General features: G+C 61.3%; 15 protein-coding genes and 1 tRNA gene. All 16 read right to left on the bottom strand.

What is annotated here, in order from left to right; translation table 11 throughout:
- Nucleotides 1-22: 22 nt before the first annotated feature.
- Complete coding sequence (gene rpsJ / locus DIE06_RS33440; protein ID WP_004199280.1) at nucleotides 23-334, bottom strand: 30S ribosomal protein S10; 312 nt, start codon at nucleotides 332-334, stop codon at nucleotides 23-25.
- A 286-nt stretch (nucleotides 335-620) separates the two neighbouring features.
- Complete coding sequence (tuf, locus tag DIE06_RS33445) at nucleotides 621-1,811, bottom strand: elongation factor Tu (RefSeq protein ID WP_011350666.1); 1,191 nt, start codon at nucleotides 1,809-1,811, stop codon at nucleotides 621-623.
- Between the two features lie 41 nt (nucleotides 1,812-1,852).
- Entirely contained in the window at nucleotides 1,853-3,955 is a 2,103-nt protein-coding gene (gene fusA, locus DIE06_RS33450; protein WP_044849034.1) for an elongation factor G, read from the bottom strand.
- A gap of 123 nt (nucleotides 3,956-4,078) precedes the next feature.
- Nucleotides 4,079-4,549, bottom strand: a complete 471-nt coding sequence (gene rpsG / locus DIE06_RS33455) for a 30S ribosomal protein S7 (protein ID WP_006477195.1) — start codon at nucleotides 4,547-4,549, stop codon at nucleotides 4,079-4,081.
- 172 nt (nucleotides 4,550-4,721) lie between these two features.
- Complete coding sequence (gene rpsL / locus DIE06_RS33460; protein ID WP_006400662.1) at nucleotides 4,722-5,102, bottom strand: 30S ribosomal protein S12; 381 nt, start codon at nucleotides 5,100-5,102, stop codon at nucleotides 4,722-4,724.
- Nucleotides 5,103-5,329: 227 nt separating this feature from the next.
- The gene (recQ, locus tag DIE06_RS33470; RefSeq protein WP_124665078.1) at nucleotides 5,330-7,177 is read right to left on the bottom strand and encodes a DNA helicase RecQ; all 1,848 of its coding nucleotides are present in this window, start codon (nucleotides 7,175-7,177) and stop codon (nucleotides 5,330-5,332) included.
- Nucleotides 7,178-7,418: 241 nt separating this feature from the next.
- Entirely contained in the window at nucleotides 7,419-11,660 is a 4,242-nt protein-coding gene (rpoC, locus tag DIE06_RS33475) for a DNA-directed RNA polymerase subunit beta' (RefSeq protein WP_124665079.1), read from the bottom strand.
- A gap of 21 nt (nucleotides 11,661-11,681) precedes the next feature.
- Nucleotides 11,682-15,788 carry a DNA-directed RNA polymerase subunit beta gene (gene rpoB, locus DIE06_RS33480; protein WP_124665080.1) on the bottom strand — a complete coding sequence of 1,369 codons (4,107 nt, stop codon included), beginning with the start codon at nucleotides 15,786-15,788 and terminating at the stop codon, nucleotides 11,682-11,684.
- A 377-nt stretch (nucleotides 15,789-16,165) separates the two neighbouring features.
- Nucleotides 16,166-16,540: a 50S ribosomal protein L7/L12 gene (gene rplL / locus DIE06_RS33485; protein ID WP_021161757.1), complete on the bottom strand. Its 375-nt coding sequence runs from the start codon at nucleotides 16,538-16,540 to the stop codon at nucleotides 16,166-16,168.
- A 63-nt stretch (nucleotides 16,541-16,603) separates the two neighbouring features.
- Entirely contained in the window at nucleotides 16,604-17,101 is a 498-nt protein-coding gene (gene rplJ, locus DIE06_RS33490; protein ID WP_021161756.1) for a 50S ribosomal protein L10, read from the bottom strand.
- 307 nt (nucleotides 17,102-17,408) lie between these two features.
- On the bottom strand, nucleotides 17,409-18,107 hold the full coding sequence (rplA, locus tag DIE06_RS33495; protein ID WP_017333534.1) for a 50S ribosomal protein L1: 699 nt from the start codon (nucleotides 18,105-18,107) through the stop codon (nucleotides 17,409-17,411).
- A complete protein-coding gene (gene rplK, locus DIE06_RS33500) occupies nucleotides 18,108-18,539 on the bottom strand; it encodes a 50S ribosomal protein L11 (protein WP_006400671.1) in 432 nt (143 codons plus the stop codon). It abuts the gene before it with no gap.
- Between the two features lie 140 nt (nucleotides 18,540-18,679).
- Nucleotides 18,680-19,237, bottom strand: coding sequence for a transcription termination/antitermination protein NusG (gene nusG / locus DIE06_RS33505; protein WP_006400672.1), 558 nt, complete (start codon nucleotides 19,235-19,237; stop codon nucleotides 18,680-18,682).
- 1 nt (nucleotide 19,238) lies between these two features.
- Nucleotides 19,239-19,619 carry a preprotein translocase subunit SecE gene (gene secE / locus DIE06_RS33510; RefSeq protein WP_006482892.1) on the bottom strand — a complete coding sequence of 127 codons (381 nt, stop codon included), beginning with the start codon at nucleotides 19,617-19,619 and terminating at the stop codon, nucleotides 19,239-19,241.
- Nucleotides 19,620-19,661: 42 nt separating this feature from the next.
- A tRNA-Trp gene (locus DIE06_RS33515) sits at nucleotides 19,662-19,737 on the bottom strand.
- A gap of 59 nt (nucleotides 19,738-19,796) precedes the next feature.
- Nucleotides 19,797-20,978: elongation factor Tu (tuf, locus tag DIE06_RS33520; protein ID WP_027805213.1), on the bottom strand; the 1,182-nt coding region annotated here is incomplete at its 5' end.

Below are 20,978 nucleotides of genomic sequence, written 5' to 3' on the forward strand. Positions count from 1 at the left end.
AAACCGGTTGGCGCCGAAAGCCTTACTGCAGCTTGATTTCCACGTCGACGCCAGCCGGCAGGTCGAGCTTCATCAGCGCGTCAACCGTCTTGTCGGTCGGATCGACGATGTCCATCAGGCGCTGGTGGGTACGGATTTCGAGCTGATCGCGCGACGTCTTGTTGACGTGCGGCGAACGCAGGATGTCAAAACGCTGGATGCGCGTCGGCAGCGGCACCGGGCCACGGACGATTGCGCCAGTCCGCTTCGCGGTATCGACAATCTCGGCTGCCGATTGATCGATCAGACGATAGTCGAAAGCCTTCAGGCGAATGCGGATTTTCTGTTGCTGCATGACGATTCCTTGAAAAGAGCGAGGCGATGTTGCATCGCCGGACACTAAAAGAACGCGAAACCTGTTGCCTGCGGGGAGCGAGGCGCCCGGTTCCGAACGGTACTTCCACTGCTAAGCCCGCGATTCTACACGAAAAACCGAAATGGTGGTGCGGGTTTATCGACGCGCGTGACGGCACGCCACAAAGACAAAACCGGGTGCCAGATCAAACTGGACACCCGGTTTCGACGGTACAACTGCCTACCGTGGAATCGCGGACCCCGGAGGGATCCGCGGATCGTCGATATTACTCGATGATCTTGGCGACGACGCCGGCGCCGACGGTACGGCCGCCTTCGCGGATTGCGAAGCGCAGACCTTCTTCCATCGCGATCGGAGCGATCAGTTTCACCGTGATCGACACGTTGTCGCCCGGCATCACCATTTCCTTGTCCTTCGGCAGCTCGATCGAACCCGTCACGTCCGTCGTACGGAAGTAGAACTGCGGACGGTAGTTGTTGAAGAACGGCGTGTGACGGCCGCCTTCGTCCTTGCTCAGCACGTACACTTCAGCCGTGAAGTGCGTGTGCGGCGTGATCGAACCCGGCTTCGCCAGAACCTGACCACGCTCCACGTCTTCACGCTTCGTGCCGCGCAGCAGGATACCGACGTTGTCGCCTGCCTGACCTTGGTCCAGCAGCTTGCGGAACATTTCAACGCCCGTGCAGGTCGTCTTCACCGTCGGCTTGATACCGACGATTTCGATTTCCTCGCCGACCTTCACGATGCCGCGCTCGACACGACCCGTCACCACCGTACCACGGCCCGAGATCGAGAACACGTCTTCCACCGGCATCAGGAACGCGCCGTCAACTGCACGCTCCGGCGTCGGGATGTACGTATCCAGCGCGTCTGCCAGGCTCATGATCGCCACTTCGCCCAGCTCGCCCGTGTCGCCTTCCAGCGCCAGCTTCGCCGAACCCTTCACGATCGGCGTGTCGTCGCCCGGGAAGTCGTACTTCGACAGGAGTTCGCGAACTTCCATCTCGACCAGCTCGAGCAGTTCAGCGTCGTCCACCATGTCGCACTTGTTCAGGAACACGATGATGTACGGAACGCCAACCTGACGCGCCAGCAGGATGTGCTCACGCGTTTGCGGCATCGGGCCGTCTGCTGCCGAGCAAACCAGGATCGCGCCGTCCATCTGCGCTGCGCCCGTGATCATGTTCTTCACATAGTCAGCGTGGCCCGGGCAGTCGACGTGTGCGTAGTGGCGGTTTGCCGTTTCGTACTCGACGTGTGCCGTGTTGATCGTGATGCCGCGCGCCTTTTCTTCCGGTGCCGCGTCGATCTGGTCGTATGCCTTCGCTTCGCCGCCGAACTTCTTCGTCAGAACCGTCGTGATCGCTGCCGTCAGCGTCGTCTTGCCGTGGTCAACGTGACCAATCGTACCAACGTTGACGTGCGGCTTGGTCCGCTCAAATTTACCTTTTGCCATGATTCTCTTCTTTCAAAAAATATCAGTTGGTAGCTGGAGATTTACTTCGACTTCGCACTGATGATCGCTTCAGCAACGTTGCGCGGAGCTTCAGCGTAGTGCTTGAACTCCATCGTGTACGTTGCACGACCTTGCGTCAGCGAACGCAGCGACGTCGAGTAACCGAACATTTCCGACAGCGGCACTTCGGCGCGAACGATCTTGCCGCCGCCAACCATGTCTTCCATGCCCTGGACGATGCCGCGACGACCCGACAGGTCGCCCATCACGTTGCCCATGTAGTCTTCCGGCGTCTCGACTTCGACAGCCATCATCGGCTCGAGGACGACCGGATTCGCCTTGCGCATCGCTTCCTTGAACGCCATCGAACCGGCCATGCGGAACGCGTTTTCGTTCGAGTCAACGTCGTGGTACGAACCGAACGTCAGGTGAACCTTCACGTCGACGACCGGGAAGCCAGCCAGCACGCCCGACTTCAGCGTGTCCTGGATACCCTTGTCGACCGCCGGGATGTATTCACGCGGAATCACACCACCCTTGATCTCGTCGAAGAACTCGTAACCCTTGCCTTGTTCGTTCGGCTCGAGCGTGATGACTGCGTGACCGTACTGGCCGCGACCACCCGACTGCTTGACGAACTTGCCGTCGACGTCCTTCGCCGTCGAACGGATCGTTTCGCGGTATGCAACCTGCGGCTTGCCGACGGTTGCTTCCACGCCGAATTCACGCTTCATCCGGTCGACCAGAATTTCGAGGTGGAGCTCGCCCATGCCCGAAATGATGGTCTGGCCCGACTCTTCGTCGGTCTGCACGCGGAACGACGGATCTTCCTGAGCCAGACGGTTCAGTGCGAGGCCCATCTTTTCCTGGTCAGCCTTGGTCTTCGGCTCGACAGCCTGCGAAATCACCGGCTCCGGGAACACCATGCGCTCGAGCACGATCGGATTTGCCGGATCGCACAGCGTGTCGCCGGTGGTCGCTTCCTTCAGGCCGACCGCAGCTGCGATGTCGCCTGCACGAACTTCCTTGATTTCTTCACGCTGGTTCGCGTGCATCTGCAGAATACGGCCGAGGCGTTCCTTCTTGCCCTTGGTCGAGTTCAGCAGCGTGTCGCCCGAGTTGACGACGCCCGAGTACACACGGAAGAAGATCAGCTGGCCGACGAACGGGTCGGTCATGATCTTGAACGCGAGCGACGAGAACTTCTCTTCGTCCGATGCCTTGCGCTCTGCTTCTTCACCGTTCTCGAGCTCGCCCTTGACCGGCGGGATGTCGACCGGCGACGGCAGGAAGTCGATCACGGCGTCGAGCATACGCTGCACGCCCTTGTTCTTGAACGCGGTACCGCACAGCATCGGCTGGATTTCGCACGCGATCGTACGGTCGCGCAGTGCCTTGACGATGTCGGCTTCCGGCAGATCGCCTTCTTCCAGGTACTTGTTCATCAGGTCTTCGCTGGCTTCAGCAGCCACTTCGACCATCTTCTCGCGCCATTCCTTGCAGGTCTCTGCGAGCTCGGCCGGGATGTCGACGTAGTCGAACTTCGTGCCTTGCGACGCTTCGTCCCAAATGATCGCCTTCATCTTGATCAGGTCGACCACGCCCTTGAAGTTTTCTTCCGAGCCGATCGGCACCACGACCGGAACCGGGTTCGCCTTCAGGCGCAGACGGAGCTGGTCGTAGACCTTGAAGAAGTTCGCGCCGGTACGGTCCATCTTGTTGACGAACGCGAGACGGGGCACCTTGTACTTGTTAGCCTGGCGCCACACCGTTTCCGACTGCGGCTGCACGCCGCCCACTGCGCAGTACACCATGCACGCGCCGTCGAGCACGCGCATCGAACGCTCCACTTCGATCGTGAAGTCGACGTGGCCCGGGGTGTCGATGATGTTGATGCGGTGTTCCGGATAGTTGCCGCCCATGCCCTTCCAGAAGGCCGTGGTAGCAGCGGACGTGATCGTGATGCCACGCTCCTGTTCCTGCTCCATCCAGTCCATCGTTGCTGCGCCGTCGTGGACTTCACCGATCTTGTGGTTCACACCGGTGTAAAACAGAATGCGCTCGGTCGTCGTCGTTTTGCCGGCGTCGATGTGAGCGCTAATACCGATATTGCGGTAGCGCTCGATAGGAGTCTTGCGAGCCACTTTGATCCTCTACTGGGATGGCATGATGCAGCCCTGCTGCATCATGCTTCAACACAAACGGGCGAGGCGCCTGAAAAGCGCACCCGCCCGGAATTTATTTCCGCAAACAGCCCAGCCAGGCGCTTAGAAACGGAAATGCGAGAACGCGCGGTTGGCTTCTGCCATGCGGTGAACTTCATCGCGCTTCTTCATCGCGCCGCCACGGCCTTCGGCCGCTTCGGAGAGTTCGCCTGCCAGGCGCAGAGCCATCGACTTCTCGCTGCGCTTCTTCGCAGCCTCACGCAGCCAGCGCATCGCCAATGCCATACGACGCGACGGGCGCACTTCGACCGGAACTTGATAGTTGGCACCACCAACGCGGCGGCTCTTCACTTCGACCACCGGCTTCACGTTGTTGAGCGCAACCGTGAACACTTCCAGCGGGTCCTTGCCACCCTTGGTCTGGATTTGTTCGAATGCGCCATAAACGATGCGCTCTGCGACCGACTTCTTGCCGGACAGCATCAGCATGTTCATGAACTTGGCAACATCAACGTTGCCGAACTTCGGATCCGGCAACACTTCCCGCTTGGGGACTTCGCGACGACGCGGCATGATTCTTCCTTTACTTGTTCAGTTGGAGCTGTATTCAGCTCCGCGGCCACCAACAAACCCGATCACATCTTCACGACTAACCAGCTTGGCCGGGTGACCACTTACTCGACAGCACCGGCAATCCGGCACTCCCGCCTTGACCGCCCTGCGGCGATCCCTGATCAAAAACTGCTTACTTGGCAGCCTTTGCACGCTTCGCGCCGTACTTCGAGCGCGCTTGCTTACGGTCCTTGACGCCCTGGGTATCCAGCGAGCCGCGAACCATGTGGTAACGCACACCCGGCAAGTCCTTCACACGGCCGCCGCGGATCAGCACAACCGAGTGTTCCTGCAGGTTGTGGCCTTCACCGCCGATGTACGAAATCACTTCGAAACCGTTCGTCAGACGAACCTTGGCGACCTTACGGAGTGCCGAGTTCGGCTTCTTCGGCGTCGTCGTGTACACACGGGTGCACACGCCGCGACGCTGGGGGCAGTCCTGCAGGGCCGGGCTCTTGCTCTTCGTCGTTTCCGACTGACGGCCTTTGCGAACCAGTTGGTTGATGGTTGGCATTGTTTATTCCTGAAATTGAACAAAATCTGCACAGCGATTTCGGGCAAAGCGAGAATCGACGCACAGTTGACTTCCGAACCGGCGGTACGGACACGAACCTTCGAACGCGACTCGGCCCACCGAATACCGGAACCCAGCATAATATTCCGGAAATGCCAACTAAGTCAACGGCTTGCGTAATTCACTAGTCGCACGGGCGGTTTACCGGAAGGGTCGGAATACCTGTGTCACGCCGATTCGACGACGTCGATGATCTCGTCGCCGAAGCGTTCGAGCTTGCGCACGCCCATGCCGGGGATATGGCGCAGGTCGTCGATCGTCTCCGGCGCGTTGCGCGCGATTTCGGCCAGCGTCGCGTCATGGAAGATCACGTAGGCCGGCACGCCGTCGGACTTCGCGGTTTCCGCGCGCCATGCACGCAGCGCGTCCCACCGGGCGCGCTCCCGCGTGCCCATGCCGGCTGTCGGGTCGACGCGCGTGCCGCTGCGGCTCGACGACTGGCGCGTGCGCTGCGGCTTCACGTAGCGGCGCAGCGTGACCTTCTCCTCGTTCTTCAGCACGGGCTTCGCGGCTTCGGTCAGCATCAGCGCGCCGAAGCCGCCATGGTCGACCGCCAGATAGCCATACGCGACGAGCTGCCGGAAAATCGCGCGCCATTCGGGCTCGGACAGCGACGCGCCGATCCCGAACGTGCTGAGCTGGTCGTGGCCGCGCTGCAACACCTTCTCGGTGCGGCCCCCGCGCAGGATCTCAATCAGATGGCTCGAGCCGAAATTGAAGCCGCTCGCACGCTGCGCGCGGAACACACACGACAGCGCCATCTGCGCCTCGCGCGTAGCGTCCCATGAATCGGGCGGCTCGAGGCACGTATCGCAGTTGCCGCACGGCTGGCTCGCCTCGCCGAAGTAGTTCAGAAGCCGCACGCGCCGGCATGAGATCGTCTCGCACAGCCCGAGCAACGCATCGAGCTTCGACGTCTGCACACGCTTGTGCGCGTCGTCCGCATCGGACTCGTCGATCATCTTGCGCTGCTGGACGACGTCGCCGAGCCCATACGCCATCCATGCGTTCGCCGGCATCCCGTCGCGGCCCGCGCGGCCGGTTTCCTGGTAATAGCCTTCGACGCTCTTCGGCAAATCGAGGTGTGCAACGAAGCGCACGTCCGGCTTGTCGATACCCATGCCGAACGCGATCGTCGCGCACATCACGATGCCTTCCTCCCGCTGGAACATCTCCTGGTGCTTCTGCCGCACCTCGAACTCCATCCCCGCGTGATACGGCAGCGCGCGCATGCCCTGTGCCTTCAGCCATTCGGCCGTTTCCTCGACCTTGCGGCGCGACAGGCAATAGACGACGCCCGCGTCGGTCGTGCCGTCCGCGTTCGTGTGCTCGGCACGGATGAAGTCGAGCAGCTGCGCGCGCGCGTTGTCTTTCTCGACGATCCGGTAACGGATGTTCGGGCGGTCGAAGCTCGACACGAACACGCGCGCATCGTCGAGCGCGAGACGATGGACGATCTCGTCGCGCGTGATCGCGTCGGCAGTGGCCGTCAGCGCGATGCGCGGCACCGACGGGAAGCGCTCGTGCAGCACCGACAGCTGGATGTATTCGGGTCGGAAGTCATGCCCCCATTGCGACACGCAGTGCGCCTCGTCGATCGCGAACAGGCCGATCTTCGCGCGCTCGAGCAGGTCGAGGAAGCGCCCGGTCATCAACCGCTCGGGCGCGACGTACAGCAGATCGATCTCGCCCTCCCGCAGCGCGCGCTCGGTCGCCGCGGCCTCGGCGCCCGACAGCGTCGAGTTCAGGTAGGCCGCGCGCACGCCGACTTCGCTCAGCGCGGCGACCTGGTCCTGCATCAGCGCGATCAGCGGCGACACCACGATGCCGGCGCCCTGCCCGGCCTCGCGGCGCAGCAGCGCCGGAATCTGGTAGCACAGCGACTTGCCGCCGCCCGTCGGCATCAGCACGAGGCAATCGCCGCCGCCGGCGACGTGTTCGACGATCTCGCCCTGCTGGCCGCGAAAGGCGGAATAACCAAAGACTTCGTCGAGGATTTCGAGGGCGCGGGACATGAATGAGAACGAGGACGGCAGAACGATGACCGCAATTTTAACAACCCGCTCGCGCTGCGCGCGGCGAATCGTGCAACGTTGGCCAATCGGACAGCGTTCGCGCGCGCGCATGACGGGCCTGCGCAACCGTGCGGCAAGCCCGTCATGCACGTGAACGACGGATAAAAAAAACCGCCCGGCGGACCGGGCGGTTTCGATGACAGCGAATAGCGCAGCGTGAAGCGGCTCGCGCCGCCCGCGCTTACTCCGCTGCCGGGTGTTGCGGCTCTTCGGCCGGCGCGCTCGGCGTACCGAAGTCGAATGCCTCTTCCGCTGCGATCTGGTCGAAACGCTCGCGGTCGGACATCTCCTTCGCCTTGCGTGCCTTGTGGAACGCGAGACCCGTACCGGCCGGGATCAGACGGCCGACGATCACGTTTTCCTTCAGGCCGCGCAGATCGTCGCGCTTGCCCATGATCGCCGCTTCGGTCAGCACGCGGGTCGTTTCCTGGAACGATGCCGCGGAGATGAACGAGTCGGTCGACAGCGACGCCTTCGTGATACCGAGGAGCACGTTGTCGTACGACGCCGGACGCTTGTCCTCGGCGATCATGCGATCGTTCTCGTCCAGCATGTCGGAACGCTCGACCTGTTCGCCCGGGATGAAGCGCGTATCGCCGTTGTCGGTGATCTGCACACGACGCAGCATCTGGCGAACGATCACCTCGATGTGCTTGTCGTTGATCTTCACGCCCTGCAGACGATACACGTCCTGCACTTCGTCGACGATGTAGCGCGACAGCGCCTCGATACCCTGCAGACGCAGGATGTCGTGCGGATCGGCCGGGCCGTCCACGATCATTTCGCCCTTGTTGACGACCTGAGCATCGTGGACCAGGACCTGCTTTTCCTTCGCGATCAGGAACTCGTGCTGATTACCTTCGAGGTCCGTGATGACGAGACGCTGCTTGCCCTTCGTGTCCTTGCCGAACGACGTCGTACCGGTGACTTCCGCGAGAATGCCGGCATCCTTCGGCGAACGCGCTTCGAACAGTTCCGCCACTCGCGGCAGACCGCCGGTAATGTCACGCGTCTTCTGCGCTTCGGTCGGGATACGTGCAAGCACTTCACCTACCTGCACTTGCTGGCCGTCCTTCACGGTGATCAGTGCGCCGACCTGGAAGCCGATCTGCACTGCGTGTTCCGTGCCCGGGATCTTCACTTCGTCGCCGTTCGCGTCGAGCAGTTTCACCTGCGGACGCACGCTCTTCGAAGCTTGCGAACCACGACGCTTCACGTCGATCACGACCAGCGTCGACAGGCCGGTCACGTCGTCGATCTGCTTCGCGACGGTCACGCCTTCCTCGACGTTCTCGAACTTCACCGTACCACCGTACTCGGTGATGATCGGACGCGTCATCGGATCCCACGTCGCCAGCTGAGTGCCGGCCTTGATCGTCGCGCCGTCGAGCTGCAGCAGCGTCGCGCCGTACGGCACTTTGTGACGCTCGCGCTCGCGACCGAAATCGTCGGTGATCAGCGCCTCGCCCGAACGCGAAATGACGATCTGCTCGCCCTTCGCGTTGGTGACGTAACGCATCGTCGCCGTGAAGCGCACGATACCGTTGCTCTTCGCTTCGACCGACGACGCCACTGCCGCACGAGATGCCGCACCACCGATGTGGAACGTACGCATCGTCAGCTGCGTGCCCGGCTCACCGATCGACTGTGCCGCGATCACGCCGACTGCTTCGCCGACGTTCACGAGCGAGCCGCGGCCCAGGTCACGGCCGTAGCAGGCCGCGCACAGACCGTAACGCGTTTCGCAGGTCAGCGGCGTGCGCACGCGCACTTCGTCGATGCCGAGGCGTTCGATTTCCTCGACCGCCGTTTCGTCAAGCAGCGTGCCCGATTCGTACAGCGTTTCCTGCGTTTCCGGGTTCACGACGTCCGCGACCGCGACGCGGCCGAGGATACGGTCGCGCAGCGCTTCGACGACTTCACCGCCTTCGACGAGGGCCTTCATCGCCACGCCGTTCGACGTGCCGCAATCGTCCTCGACCACCACGAGATCCTGCGTGACGTCGACGAGACGACGCGTCAGGTAACCCGAGTTCGCGGTCTTCAGTGCCGTATCAGCCAGACCCTTACGTGCACCGTGGGTCGAGATGAAGTACTGCAACACGTTCAGGCCTTCGCGGAAGTTCGCGGTAATCGGCGTCTCGATAATCGAGCCGTCCGGCTTCGCCATCAGGCCTCGCATACCGGCCAGCTGACGAATCTGCACCGCCGAACCCCGGGCGCCCGAGTCGGCCATCATGTAGATCGAGTTGAACGACTCCTGGCGCGTCTCGTTGCCGTCGCGGTCCGTCACCGGCTCCGTCGACAGCTGCTCCATCATCGCCTTGCCGACCGCTTCCGACGTCGCCGACCAGATGTCGACCACGTTGTTGTAGCGTTCCTGCGCGGTGACGAGACCCGACATGTACTGGCGGTCGTACTCCTTCACCTTCTTCGCGGCGTCGCCGACAATCGTTTCCTTCTGCGGCGGCACGAGCATGTCGTCCACGCAGATCGAAATACCGGCGCGCGTCGCGAGACGGAAACCCGACTGCATCAGCTGGTCGGCGAACACGACCGTCGCACGCAGACCGCACTTGCGGAACGCGGTGTTGATCAGGCGCGAGATTTCCTTCTTCTTCAGCGGCTTGTTCAGCACCGAGAACGGCAGGCCGTGCGGCAGGATCTCCGACAGGATCGCGCGACCGACGGTCGTCGCGTACAGCGAGATCTTCGGCACGAATTGCGGCGCGCCTTCCGACGTGTCCTCGTTGCGGACCATTTCGGTGATCCGCACGTTGACGCGCGATGCCAGCTCGACTTCCTTGTTCTCGTACGCGCGGATCACTTCCGACACGCCGGTGAACGACAGGCCTTCGCCCTTGCCGTTGATCGCTTCGCGGGTCGCGTAGTACAGACCCAGCACGATATCCTGCGACGGCACGATCGACGGATCGCCGTTGGCCGGGAACAGCACGTTGTTCGACGCCAGCATCAGCGTGCGCGCTTCCATCTGCGCTTCGAGCGACAGCGGCACGTGAACGGCCATCTGGTCACCGTCGAAGTCGGCGTTGAACGCCGCGCAGACGAGCGGGTGCAGCTGAATTGCCTTGCCTTCGATCAGGACCGGCTCGAACGCCTGGATACCGAGACGGTGCAGCGTCGGCGCACGGTTCAGCATCACCGGGTGCTCGCGGATCACCTCTTCGAGGATGTCCCACACCACCGGCGTCTGGTTCTCGACTTCCTTCTTCGCGGCCTTGATGGTCGTCGCGACGCCCATCACTTCCAGCTTGTTGAAGATGAACGGCTTGAACAGCTCGAGCGCCATCAGCTTCGGCAGACCGCACTGGTGCAGCTTCAGCGTCGGGCCGACCACGATGACCGAACGGCCCGAGTAGTCGACGCGCTTGCCCAGCAGGTTCTGACGGAAACGACCGCCCTTGCCCTTGATCATGTCGGCGAGCGACTTCAGCGGACGCTTGTTCGCGCCCGTCATCGCCTTGCCGCGACGACCGTTGTCGAGCAGCGAGTCGACGGCTTCCTGCAGCATCCGCTTTTCGTTGCGGACGATGATTTCAGGTGCCTTCAGCTCGAGCAGGCGCTTCAACCGGTTGTTACGGTTGATCACGCGGCGATACAGGTCGTTCAGGTCCGACGTCGCGAAACGGCCGCCGTCCAGCGGCACGAGCGGACGCAGTTCCGGCGGCAGCACCGGCAGCACTTCGAGGATCATCCACTCGGGCTTGATGCCCGAGCGCTGGAATGCCTCGAGAACCTTCAGGCGCTTCGCGTACTTCTTGATCTTCGCTTCCGAGCCGGTGTTCTTCAGCTCGGTGCGCAGCGTCTCGACCTGCTCGTCGATGTTGATCGCGCGCAGCAGTTCACGCACGCCTTCCGCGCCCATTTCGGCACGGAATTCGTCGCCGTATTCCTCGACCTTGTTGTAGTAATCCTCTTCGGTCATGATCTGCCGCGCCTTCAGCGGCGTCATGCCCGGTTCGATCACCACGTACGCTTCGAAGTACAGCACGCGTTCGATGTCGCGCAGCGTCATGTCGAGCACCATGCCCAGACGCGACGGCAGCGACTTCAGGAACCAGATGTGCGCGACCGGCGAGGCCAGTTCGATGTGGCCCATCCGTTCGCGACGCACCTTCGCGAGCGTCACTTCGACGCCGCACTTCTCGCAGATCACGCCGCGGTGCTTCAGGCGCTTGTACTTGCCGCACAGGCACTCGTAGTCCTTGATCGGCCCGAAGATCTTCGCGCAGAAGAGACCATCGCGTTCCGGCTTGAACGTACGGTAGTTGATGGTCTCCGGCTTCTTCACTTCACCGAACGACCACGAACGGATCTTGTCCGGCGAGGCCAGACCGATCTTGATCGCGTCGAAAACTTCTTCCTGTTGGACTTGCTTGAATAGATCGAGCAGAGCTTTCATTGCTTTCTCTCCGTAGTCCGATTAATTGCGGTCGAGATCGATGTCGATACCGAGCGAGCGGATTTCCTTCACGAGCACGTTGAAGGATTCCGGCATGCCTGCATCGATGACGTGATCGCCCTTGACGAGGTTTTCGTACACCTTCGTCCGGCCGGTCACGTCGTCCGACTTCACCGTCAGCATTTCCTGCAGCACGTAGGACGCGCCGTACGCTTCGAGTGCCCACACTTCCATTTCACCGAAACGCTGGCCACCGAACTGCGCCTTACCACCCAGCGGCTGCTGCGTGACGAGCGAGTACGGGCCGGTCGAACGCGCGTGCATCTTGTCGTCGACCAAGTGGTGCAGCTTCAGGTAGTGCATGTAGCCGAGCGTCACGCGACGTTCGAACATCTCACCCGTGCGGCCGTCGTACAGGCGGACCTGGTTCTTCGACGGATTCATGCCGAGCTGTTCGGCGATGTCGTCCGGGAACGCGAGGTCGAGCATCTTGCCCATTTCTTCCTCGGTCGCACCGTCGAACACCGGCGTCGCGAACGGCACGCCTTCGCGCAGGTTCTTCGCGAGTTCGAGGATCTCGTCGTCGGTGAAGCTTTCCAGGTCTTCCTGGCGGCCCGACTCGTTGTAGATCTTCGTCAGGAACACGCGCAGTTCCTCGATCTTCGCCTGACGCTGCAGCATTTCGCCGATACGCCAGCCGAGGCCCTTCGCGGCCCAGCCGAGGTGCACTTCCAGAACCTGACCCACGTTCATCCGCGAAGGCACGCCGAGCGGGTTCAGCACGACGTCTGCCGGACGGCCGTCGGCCATGTACGGCATGTCTTCGATCGGGACGATCTTCGACACGACACCCTTGTTACCGTGACGGCCTGCCATCTTGTCGCCAGGCTGCAGACGGCGCTTCACCGCAAGGTACACCTTGACCATCTTCAGCACGCCCGGCGGCAGTTCGTCGCCTTGCGTGAGCTTCTTGCGCTTCTCTTCGAACGCGAGATCGAACTGGTGACGCTTCTCTTCGATCGAGTTCTTGATCGCTTCGAGCTGCACCGCTGCTTCGTCGTCCGCCAGGCGGATGTCGAACCAGTGATAGTGGTCGAGGTCTTCCAGGTAAGCCTGGTCGATCTTCGTGCCCTTCGCGAGCTTCTTCGGACCGCCGTTCGCGACCTTGCCCACCAGCATGCGGGCGAGACGCTGGAACGCGTCGCCTTCCACGATGCGCAGCTGGTCGTTCAGGTCGAGACGGTAGCGCTTCAGTTCGTCGTCGATGATCTGTTGTGCACGCTTGTCGCGCTGGATGCCTTCACGCGTGAACACCTGAACGTCGATCACGGTACCGCTCATGCCCGACGGCACGCGCAGCGACGTGTCCTTCACGTCCGAAGCCTTCTCGCCGAAGATCGCGCGCAGCAGCTTCTCTTCCGGCGTCAGCTGGGTCTCGCCCTTCGGCGTGACCTTGCCGACCAGCACGTCGCCTGCTTCGACTTCCGCACCAATGTACACGATGCCCGATTCGTCGAGACGGCCGAGCTGGACTTCCGCCAGGTTCGAGATGTCGCGCGTGATTTCTTCCGGCCCGAGCTTCGTGTCGCGTGCAACGACGTTCAGCTCTTCGATGTGGATCGACGTGTAGCGATCGTCGGCCACGACCTTCTCCGAGATCAGGATCGAGTCCTCGAAGTTGTAGCCGTTCCACGGCATGAACGCGATCAGCATGTTCTGGCCGAGCGCGAGCTCGCCCAGGTCCGTCGAGGCGCCGTCGGCCAGCACGTCGCCGCGCGAGACCTTGTCGCCCATCTTCACGATCGGACGCTGGTTGATGTTCGTGTTCTGGTTCGAACGCGTGTACTTGATCAGGTTGTAGATGTCGACACCAACTTCACCTGCGACTGCTTCGTCGTCGTTCACGCGAATCACGATACGGCCTGCGTCGACATAGTCGACGACGCCGCCGCGGAACGCCTGGACCGTCGTACCCGAGTCGACCGCACAGGTGCGCTCGATGCCCGTACCGACGACCGGCTTTTCCGGACGCAGACACGGCACGGCCTGACGCTGCATGTTCGAACCCATCAGTGCACGGTTCGCGTCATCGTGCTCGAGGAACGGAATCAGCGAAGCTGCCACCGACACGATCTGCGACGGCGCAACGTCCATGTACTGGATACGGTCAGGCGTGACCATCATCGTTTCGCCGGCTTCACGCGACGACACGAGTTCGTCGATCAGCTGGCCGTTCTCGTCGATCGCGGCGTTCGCCTGGGCGATCATGTAGCGGCCTTCCTCGATCGCCGACAGGTAGTCGATCTGGTCGGTCACCTTGCTGTCCACGACCTTGCGGTACGGCGTCTCGAGGAAGCCGTACTCGTTCAGGTGCGCGTACAGTGCGAGCGAGTTGATCAGGCCGATGTTCGGACCTTCCGGCGTTTCGATCGGGCACACGCGGCCGTAGTGGGTCGGGTGCACGTCACGGACTTCGAAGCCTGCACGCTCGCGCGTCAGACCGCCCGGGCCCAGCGCGGAAACACGGCGCTTGTGCGTGATTTCCGACAGCGGGTTGGTCTGGTCCATGAACTGCGACAACTGCGACGAACCGAAGAACTCGCGGATCGCCGACGAAATCGGCTTCGAGTTGATCAGGTCGTGCGGCATCAGGTTTTCGCTTTCGGCCTGGCCGAGGCGTTCCTTGACCGCGCGCTCGACACGCACGAGACCCGCGCGGAACTGGTTTTCCGCCAGTTCGCCGACGCAACGCACGCGACGATTGCCGAGGTGGTCGATGTCGTCCACTTCGCCCTTGCCGTTGCGCAGCTCGACGAGGATCTTGATCGTCGCGAGGATGTCGTCGTCCTGCAGCGTCATCGGACCGGTGATCTCGTCACGGCTGACGCGGCGGTTGAACTTCATACGGCCGACCTTCGACAGGTCGTACGCTTCTTCGCTGTAGAACAGACGGTTGAACAGCGCCTCGACCGCTTCTTCGGTCGGCGGCTCGCCCGGACGCATCATGCGGTAGATCGCGATGCGCGCGGCCGTCTTGTCGGTCGTTTCGTCAACGCGCAGCGTCGACGAGATGTACGGACCCTGGTCCAGATCGTTCGTGTAGAGCGTCTGGATGTCCTTGATGCCCGCTTCGCGCAACTTCTCGAGCACGCTTTCCGTGACTTCGTCGTTCGCGTTCGCGATCACTTCGCCGGTGTCGCCGTCGACGACGTTCTTCGCCAGCACGCGGCCGAGCAGATAGTCTTCCGGCACCGAGATGAACTTGGTCTTCGCGGCTTCGAGGTCGCGAATGTGCTTCGCGTTGATCCGCTTGTCCTTCTGGACGATGACCTTGCCATCACGATCCGTGATGTCGAAACGCGCGACTTCACCACGCAGGCGCTCGGGCACGAACTCGAGTTGCGCGCCTTCGTCCATCAGCGTGAAGTTGTCGAACACGAAGAAGTTCGCGAGGATCTGTTCCGGCGTCAGGCCGATGGCCTTCAGCAGGATCGTGACCGGCATCTTGCGGCGACGGTCGACGCGGAAGTACAGGATGTCCTTCGGATCGAATTCGAAGTCGAGCCACGAGCCACGGTACGGAATGATCCGTGCCGAGAACAGCAGCTTGCCCGAGCTGTGCGTCTTGCCCTTGTCGTGTTCGAAGAACACGCCCGGCGAACGGTGCAGCTGCGAGACGATGACACGCTCGGTGCCATTGATGACGAACGAGCCCGTCGGCGTCATGAGCGGCATTTCGCCCATGTACACTTCCTGCTCCTTCACTTCCTTGACGACCGGCTTGTTCGGCGATTCCTTGTCGAGGATGACGAGGCGGACCTTCGCGCGCAGCGCGGAGCAGTACGTCAGGCCACGCTGCTGGCATTCCTTGATGTTGAATGCCGGCGCGGACAACGCATAGCTCACGAACTCGAGGCGCGCGAAGCCGTTGTGCGAAACAATGGGAAATACCGATGTGAACGCGGCCTGCAAACCTTCAGGCTTGCGTTGCGTGCCAAGCACATCGGCTTGCAGAAACGTGCTGAATGATTCAAGCTGGGTGGCCAGCAAGAACGGAACTTGGTGAACGATGGGGCGCTTCGCGAAACTCTTGCGAATGCGCTTCTTCTCGGTGAAGGAATATTGCATACGATCTCCGAATCACGGCGGGTGCTGTCGAGGCGGAATACCTGGACGTTTCAAACCCGAGTGTTCACCGACTGAGACCCGATGGCCGTCCAACGGCTTGAACGAGCCGAGAAGCTTGGTGGTTGGCCGCTACCAACCGCTGGCTGACGGCAGCGGATGCCTGTGTTGCCCGCTACCCGACCAAACTTGCCTTCTGCAGTCGCTTCAGAAGACAAAGAGAAACGCCAATCGTGACCATTGACAACGATTTGGCGGTTTTCTTTGGCTTCTGGGGCCGATTATTCGGGCTCCCGAATGAGTGCCAGAATAACGTCCCCACAAAGCACAAAAAGGCCGGCGGTGAAAATACCGCCAGCCTTCGCACAGCGCGTCGAAACTTACTTGACTTCGACCTTCGCGCCAGCTTCTTCCAGCTTCTTCTTGGCTTCTTCAGCAGCAGCCTTGTCGACGCCTTCCTTGACAGCCTTCGGTGCGCCGTCAACGACGTCCTTCGCTTCCTTCAGGCCCAGGCCCGTCAGTTCGCGAACTGCCTTGATGACTGCAACCTTGTTGCTGCCTGCTTCAGCCAGAACGACCGTGAATTCGGTCTTCTCTTCTGCAGCAGCAGCAGCGCCGCCGCCTGCCGGGCCAGCGACTGCCACTGCAGCTGCCGACACGCCAAACTTCTCTTCGAACGCCTTGACCAGTTCGTTCAGTTCCAGAACGGTCATCCCTTCGACTGCTGCCAGGATGTCTTCTTTTGCGATTGCCATTTGAAATACTCCTAAATTGAATTCGGATACAGCCAGCGATCAGTAACGCTGATGCACGTTCGCTTACGCAGCTTCCGCTTGCTTCTTCTCGGCGAGCGCGGCCAGAGCACGCGCGAAGCCCGAAACAGGCGATTGCATAACGAACAGCAGCTTCGAGAGCAGTTCTTCACGGCTCGGGATGCTTGCCAGCGCTTGCACGCCAGCCTTGTCCATCACCTTGCCATCGAACGAACCAGCCTTGATGACCAACTTGTCATTGCTCTTGCTGAAGTCGTTGACGACCTTAGCAGCGGCAATTGCATCTTCCGAGATGCCGTAGATCAGCGGACCAGTCATCTGCTCTGCCAGCGGAGCGAAAGGCGTACCTTCAACAGCGCGACGCGCCAGCGTGTTCTTCAACACGCGCAGGTAAACCTGTTGCTCACGCGCTTTCGCGCGCAGCTTGGTCAGATCGCCAACCGCAATTCCACGATACTCAGCCAGCACAACGGTCTGGGCCTTCGCGACTTGCGCGGAAACCTCAGCGACGACGGCTTGCTTGTCTTCTCTATTAAGCGGCACGGTTAGCCTCCAGAAACGATACGTTCAGCTTGCCGGTATGGCAGGAACCTCACGTACCTCGTTCAACAACGGCGTCCGACCTCGTTAGGAGTATTTCCACCTCATGCCGTGAATCACTTCACGACCTGCGGCTTCACCACTGCAAAACTTTTTCGGGTTCGCCATCTGCGTTGGCTTGAATTAAGGGATCACCTGCCTGCTGCGTCCCACCAACGGTCTTTGATAACCGGTTGCCCGCCCTACTGCACGAACAACCGCCCAAAGCCCATGTAGGCCGCTTCGCGAACGAAGCGGCCCGAATACTTGCTTACTGTGCTGCCAGCGTAGCCTGGTCGACACGCACGCCGACGCCCATCGTGCTCGACAGTGCGATCTTGCGCAGGTAGACGCCCTTGCTCGTTGCCGGCTTCGCCTTCTGCAGCGCTTCGATCAGCGCCGACAGGTTCGAACGCAGTGCGGTCGATTCGAACGATGCACGGCCGATGGTCGCGTGGATGATACCGGCCTTGTCGACACGGAATTGCACCTGACCAGCCTTCGCGTTCTTGACGGCCGTTGCGACGTCCGGCGTGACCGTGCCGACCTTCGGGTTCGGCATCAGGCCGCGCGGGCCGAGGATCTGACCGAGCGTACCGACGATACGCATCGTGTCCGGCGAAGCGATCACGATGTCGAAGTCCATCTGGCCAGCCTTGATCTGCTCAGCCAGGTCTTCCATACCGACGATTTCCGCACCTGCTGCACGAGCCTGCTCGGCCTTTTCGCCTTGTGCGAACACGGCAACGCGAACCGACTTGCCCGTACCTGCCGGCAGAACGACCGAACCACGAACGACCTGGTCCGACTTCTTCGCATCGATGCCGAGCTGGACTGCGACGTCGATCGATTCGTTGAACTTCGCGCTCGCGCATTCCTTCACGAGTGCCAGTGCGTCTTCGATCGCGTACAGCTTCTGACGGTCGACCTTGGCGGCAAATGCCTGACGGCGCTTGGAGATCTTAGCCATTTACACGCCCTCCACAGTGATGCCCATCGAGCGTGCGCTACCAGCGATGGTGCGAACGGCTGCGTCCAGATCAGCTGCCGTAAGGTCCGGCATCTTGGTCTTCGCGATTTCTTCGGCTTGAGCGCGCGTGATCGAACCGACCTTGTCGGTGTGCGGCTTGCTCGAGCCCTTGTCCACCTTTGCCGCCTTCTTGATCAGGACGGTCGCCGGCGGCGTCTTCATCACGAACGTGAAGCTCTTGTCAGCGTATGCCGTGATGACCACCGGCACCGGCAGACCCGGCTCCATGCCTTGAGTCTGCGCGTTGAACGCCTTGCAGAACTCCATGATGTTCAGGCCGCGCTGGCCCAGTGCCGGACCGACCGGCGGCGACGGGTTGGCTTTACCTGCAGGAATCTGCAGCTTGATAAAGCCGACAATCTTCTTTGCCATTTGTAAACCTCGTTGGAACGCCAGACGGCGTTCGGTGAGTGATAACGCGCGTTCGCCGCTGGCTACTGACGCTCCTCAACGGCCATAACGCGGACCGTAAGCGCGAAGGTGGGCAGCCGAGGCTGCCCACCGAATCGGGATCAAACTTTTTCGACCTGACCGAACTCGAGTTCGACCGGGGTGGAGCGGCCAAAGATGGTGACCGACACACGCACGCGCGATTTTTCGTAGTTGACTTCTTCGACCGTGCCGTTGAAATCCGTGAAAGGACCTTCCTTGACACGCACCATCTCGCCCACTTCGAACAGGGTTTTCGGGCGCGGCTTCTCGACGCCTTCCTGCATCTGCGACATGATCTTTTCGACTTCCTTCGGGGAAATCGGGGTCGGGCGGTTACGCGCACCGCCGACGAAACCCGTGACCTTCGCCGTGTTCTTCACGAGGTGCCACGTTTCGTCCGTCATTTCCATTTCGACCAGCACGTAGCCGGGGAAGAAACGACGCTCGGTCACAGCTTTGTGGCCGCCTTTGACTTCGACCACTTCTTCGGTCGGAACCAGGATCTGACCGAATTTATCCTGCATGCCAGCACGTTCGATGCGCTCCTGAAGCGCGCGTTGCACGCTCTTCTCCATACCGGAGTAGGCGTGCACGACGTACCAACGTTTTCCGCTCGGGGATGCCGGAGTATCGCTCATATCATTTCCAACCCAGAATCGCCGAGAAAATCACCCATTCGATCGATTTGTCACTCAACCAGAGGAAAATCGCCATCACGAGCACGAAACCGAACACGACGAGTGTGGTTTGCGTTGCTTCCTTGCGGGTGGGCCAAACGACCTTGCGGACTTCCTTGTACGAATCCTTGGCAAACGCGATGAGGCTCTTGCCAGGTGCGGACATCAGACCGACGGCCACGCCAGCGATGATACCTACCGCCAGTGCGGCACCGCGGACATACCACTGCTGGTTGGCCAGCCAGAAGAAGCCCACGAATCCGGCCAAGACCAGCAATACGCCCAGGGCCAGCATCAGCTTATCGCCGGAGGTATTTACAGTTTCGACGGATGGATTCGCCATAACACCTTAAAACAAATGCCACGTAGAACACGTGGCGATTTTTGGCAGGGGCAGAGGGAATCGAACCCCCAACCTTCGGTTTTGGAGACCGACGCTCTGCCAGTTGAGCTATACCCCTAAACCATGCTGGGGCCGGCTGCTGCCAGCCCCAAAACTGTCGATCAACGAATAACTGGCTTACTCGATGATCTTGGCGACGACGCCGGCGCCGACGGTACGGCCGCCTTCGCGGATTGCGAAGCGCAGACCTTCTTCCATCGCGATCGGAGCGATCAGTTTCACCGTGATCGACACGTTGTCGCCCGGCATCACCATTTCCTTGTCCTTCGGCAGCTCGATCGAACCCGTCACGTCCGTCGTACGGAAGTAGAACTGCGGACGGTAGTTGTTGAAGAACGGCGTGTGACGGCCGCCTTCGTCCTTGCTCAGCACGTACACTTCAGCCGTGAAGTGCGTGTGCGGCGTGATCGAACCCGGCTTCGCCAGAACCTGACCACGCTCCACGTCTTCACGCTTCGTGCCGCGCAGCAGGATACCGACGTTGTCGCCTGCCTGACCTTGGTCCAGCAGCTTGCGGAACATTTCAACGCCCGTGCAGGTCGTCTTCACCGTCGGCTTGATACCGACGATTTCGATTTCCTCGCCGACCTTCACGATGCCGCGCTCGACACGACCCGTCACCACCGTACCACGGCCCGAGATCGAGAACACGTCTTCCACCGGCATCAGGAACGCGCCGTCAACTGCACGCTCCGGCGTCGGGATGTACGTATCCAGCGCGTCTGCCAGGCTCATGATCGCCACTTCGCCCAGCTCGCCCGTGTCGCCTTCCAGCGCCAGCTTCGCCGAACCCTTCACGATCGGCGTGTCGTCGCCCGGGAAGTCGTACTTCGACAGGAGTTCGCGAACTTCCATCTCGACCAGCTCGAGCAGTTCAGCGTCGTCCACCATGTCGCACTTGTTCAGGAACACGATGATGTACGGAACGCCAACCTGACGCGCCAGCAGGATGTGCTCACGCGTTTGCGGCATCGGGCCGTCTGCTGCCGAGCAAACCAGGATCGCGCCGTCCATCTGCGCTGCGCCCGTGATCATGTTCTTCACATAGTCAGCGTGGCCCGGGCAGTCGACGTGTGCGTAGTGGCGGTTTGCCGTTTCGTACTCGACGTGTGCCGTGTTGATCGTGATGCCGCGCGCCTTTTCTTCCGGTGCCGCGTCGATCTGGTCGTATGCCTTCGCTTCGCCGCCGAACTTCTTCGTCAGAACCGTCGTGATCGCTGCCGTCAGCGTCGTCTTGCCGTGGTCAACGTGACCAATCGTACCAACGTTGACGTGCGGCTTGGTCCGCTCAAATTTACC

Origin of the sequence: Burkholderia sp. Bp8998 (assembly GCF_003854235.1) — a bacterium.
In the GTDB taxonomy this organism is placed as follows: domain Bacteria; phylum Pseudomonadota; class Gammaproteobacteria; order Burkholderiales; family Burkholderiaceae; genus Burkholderia.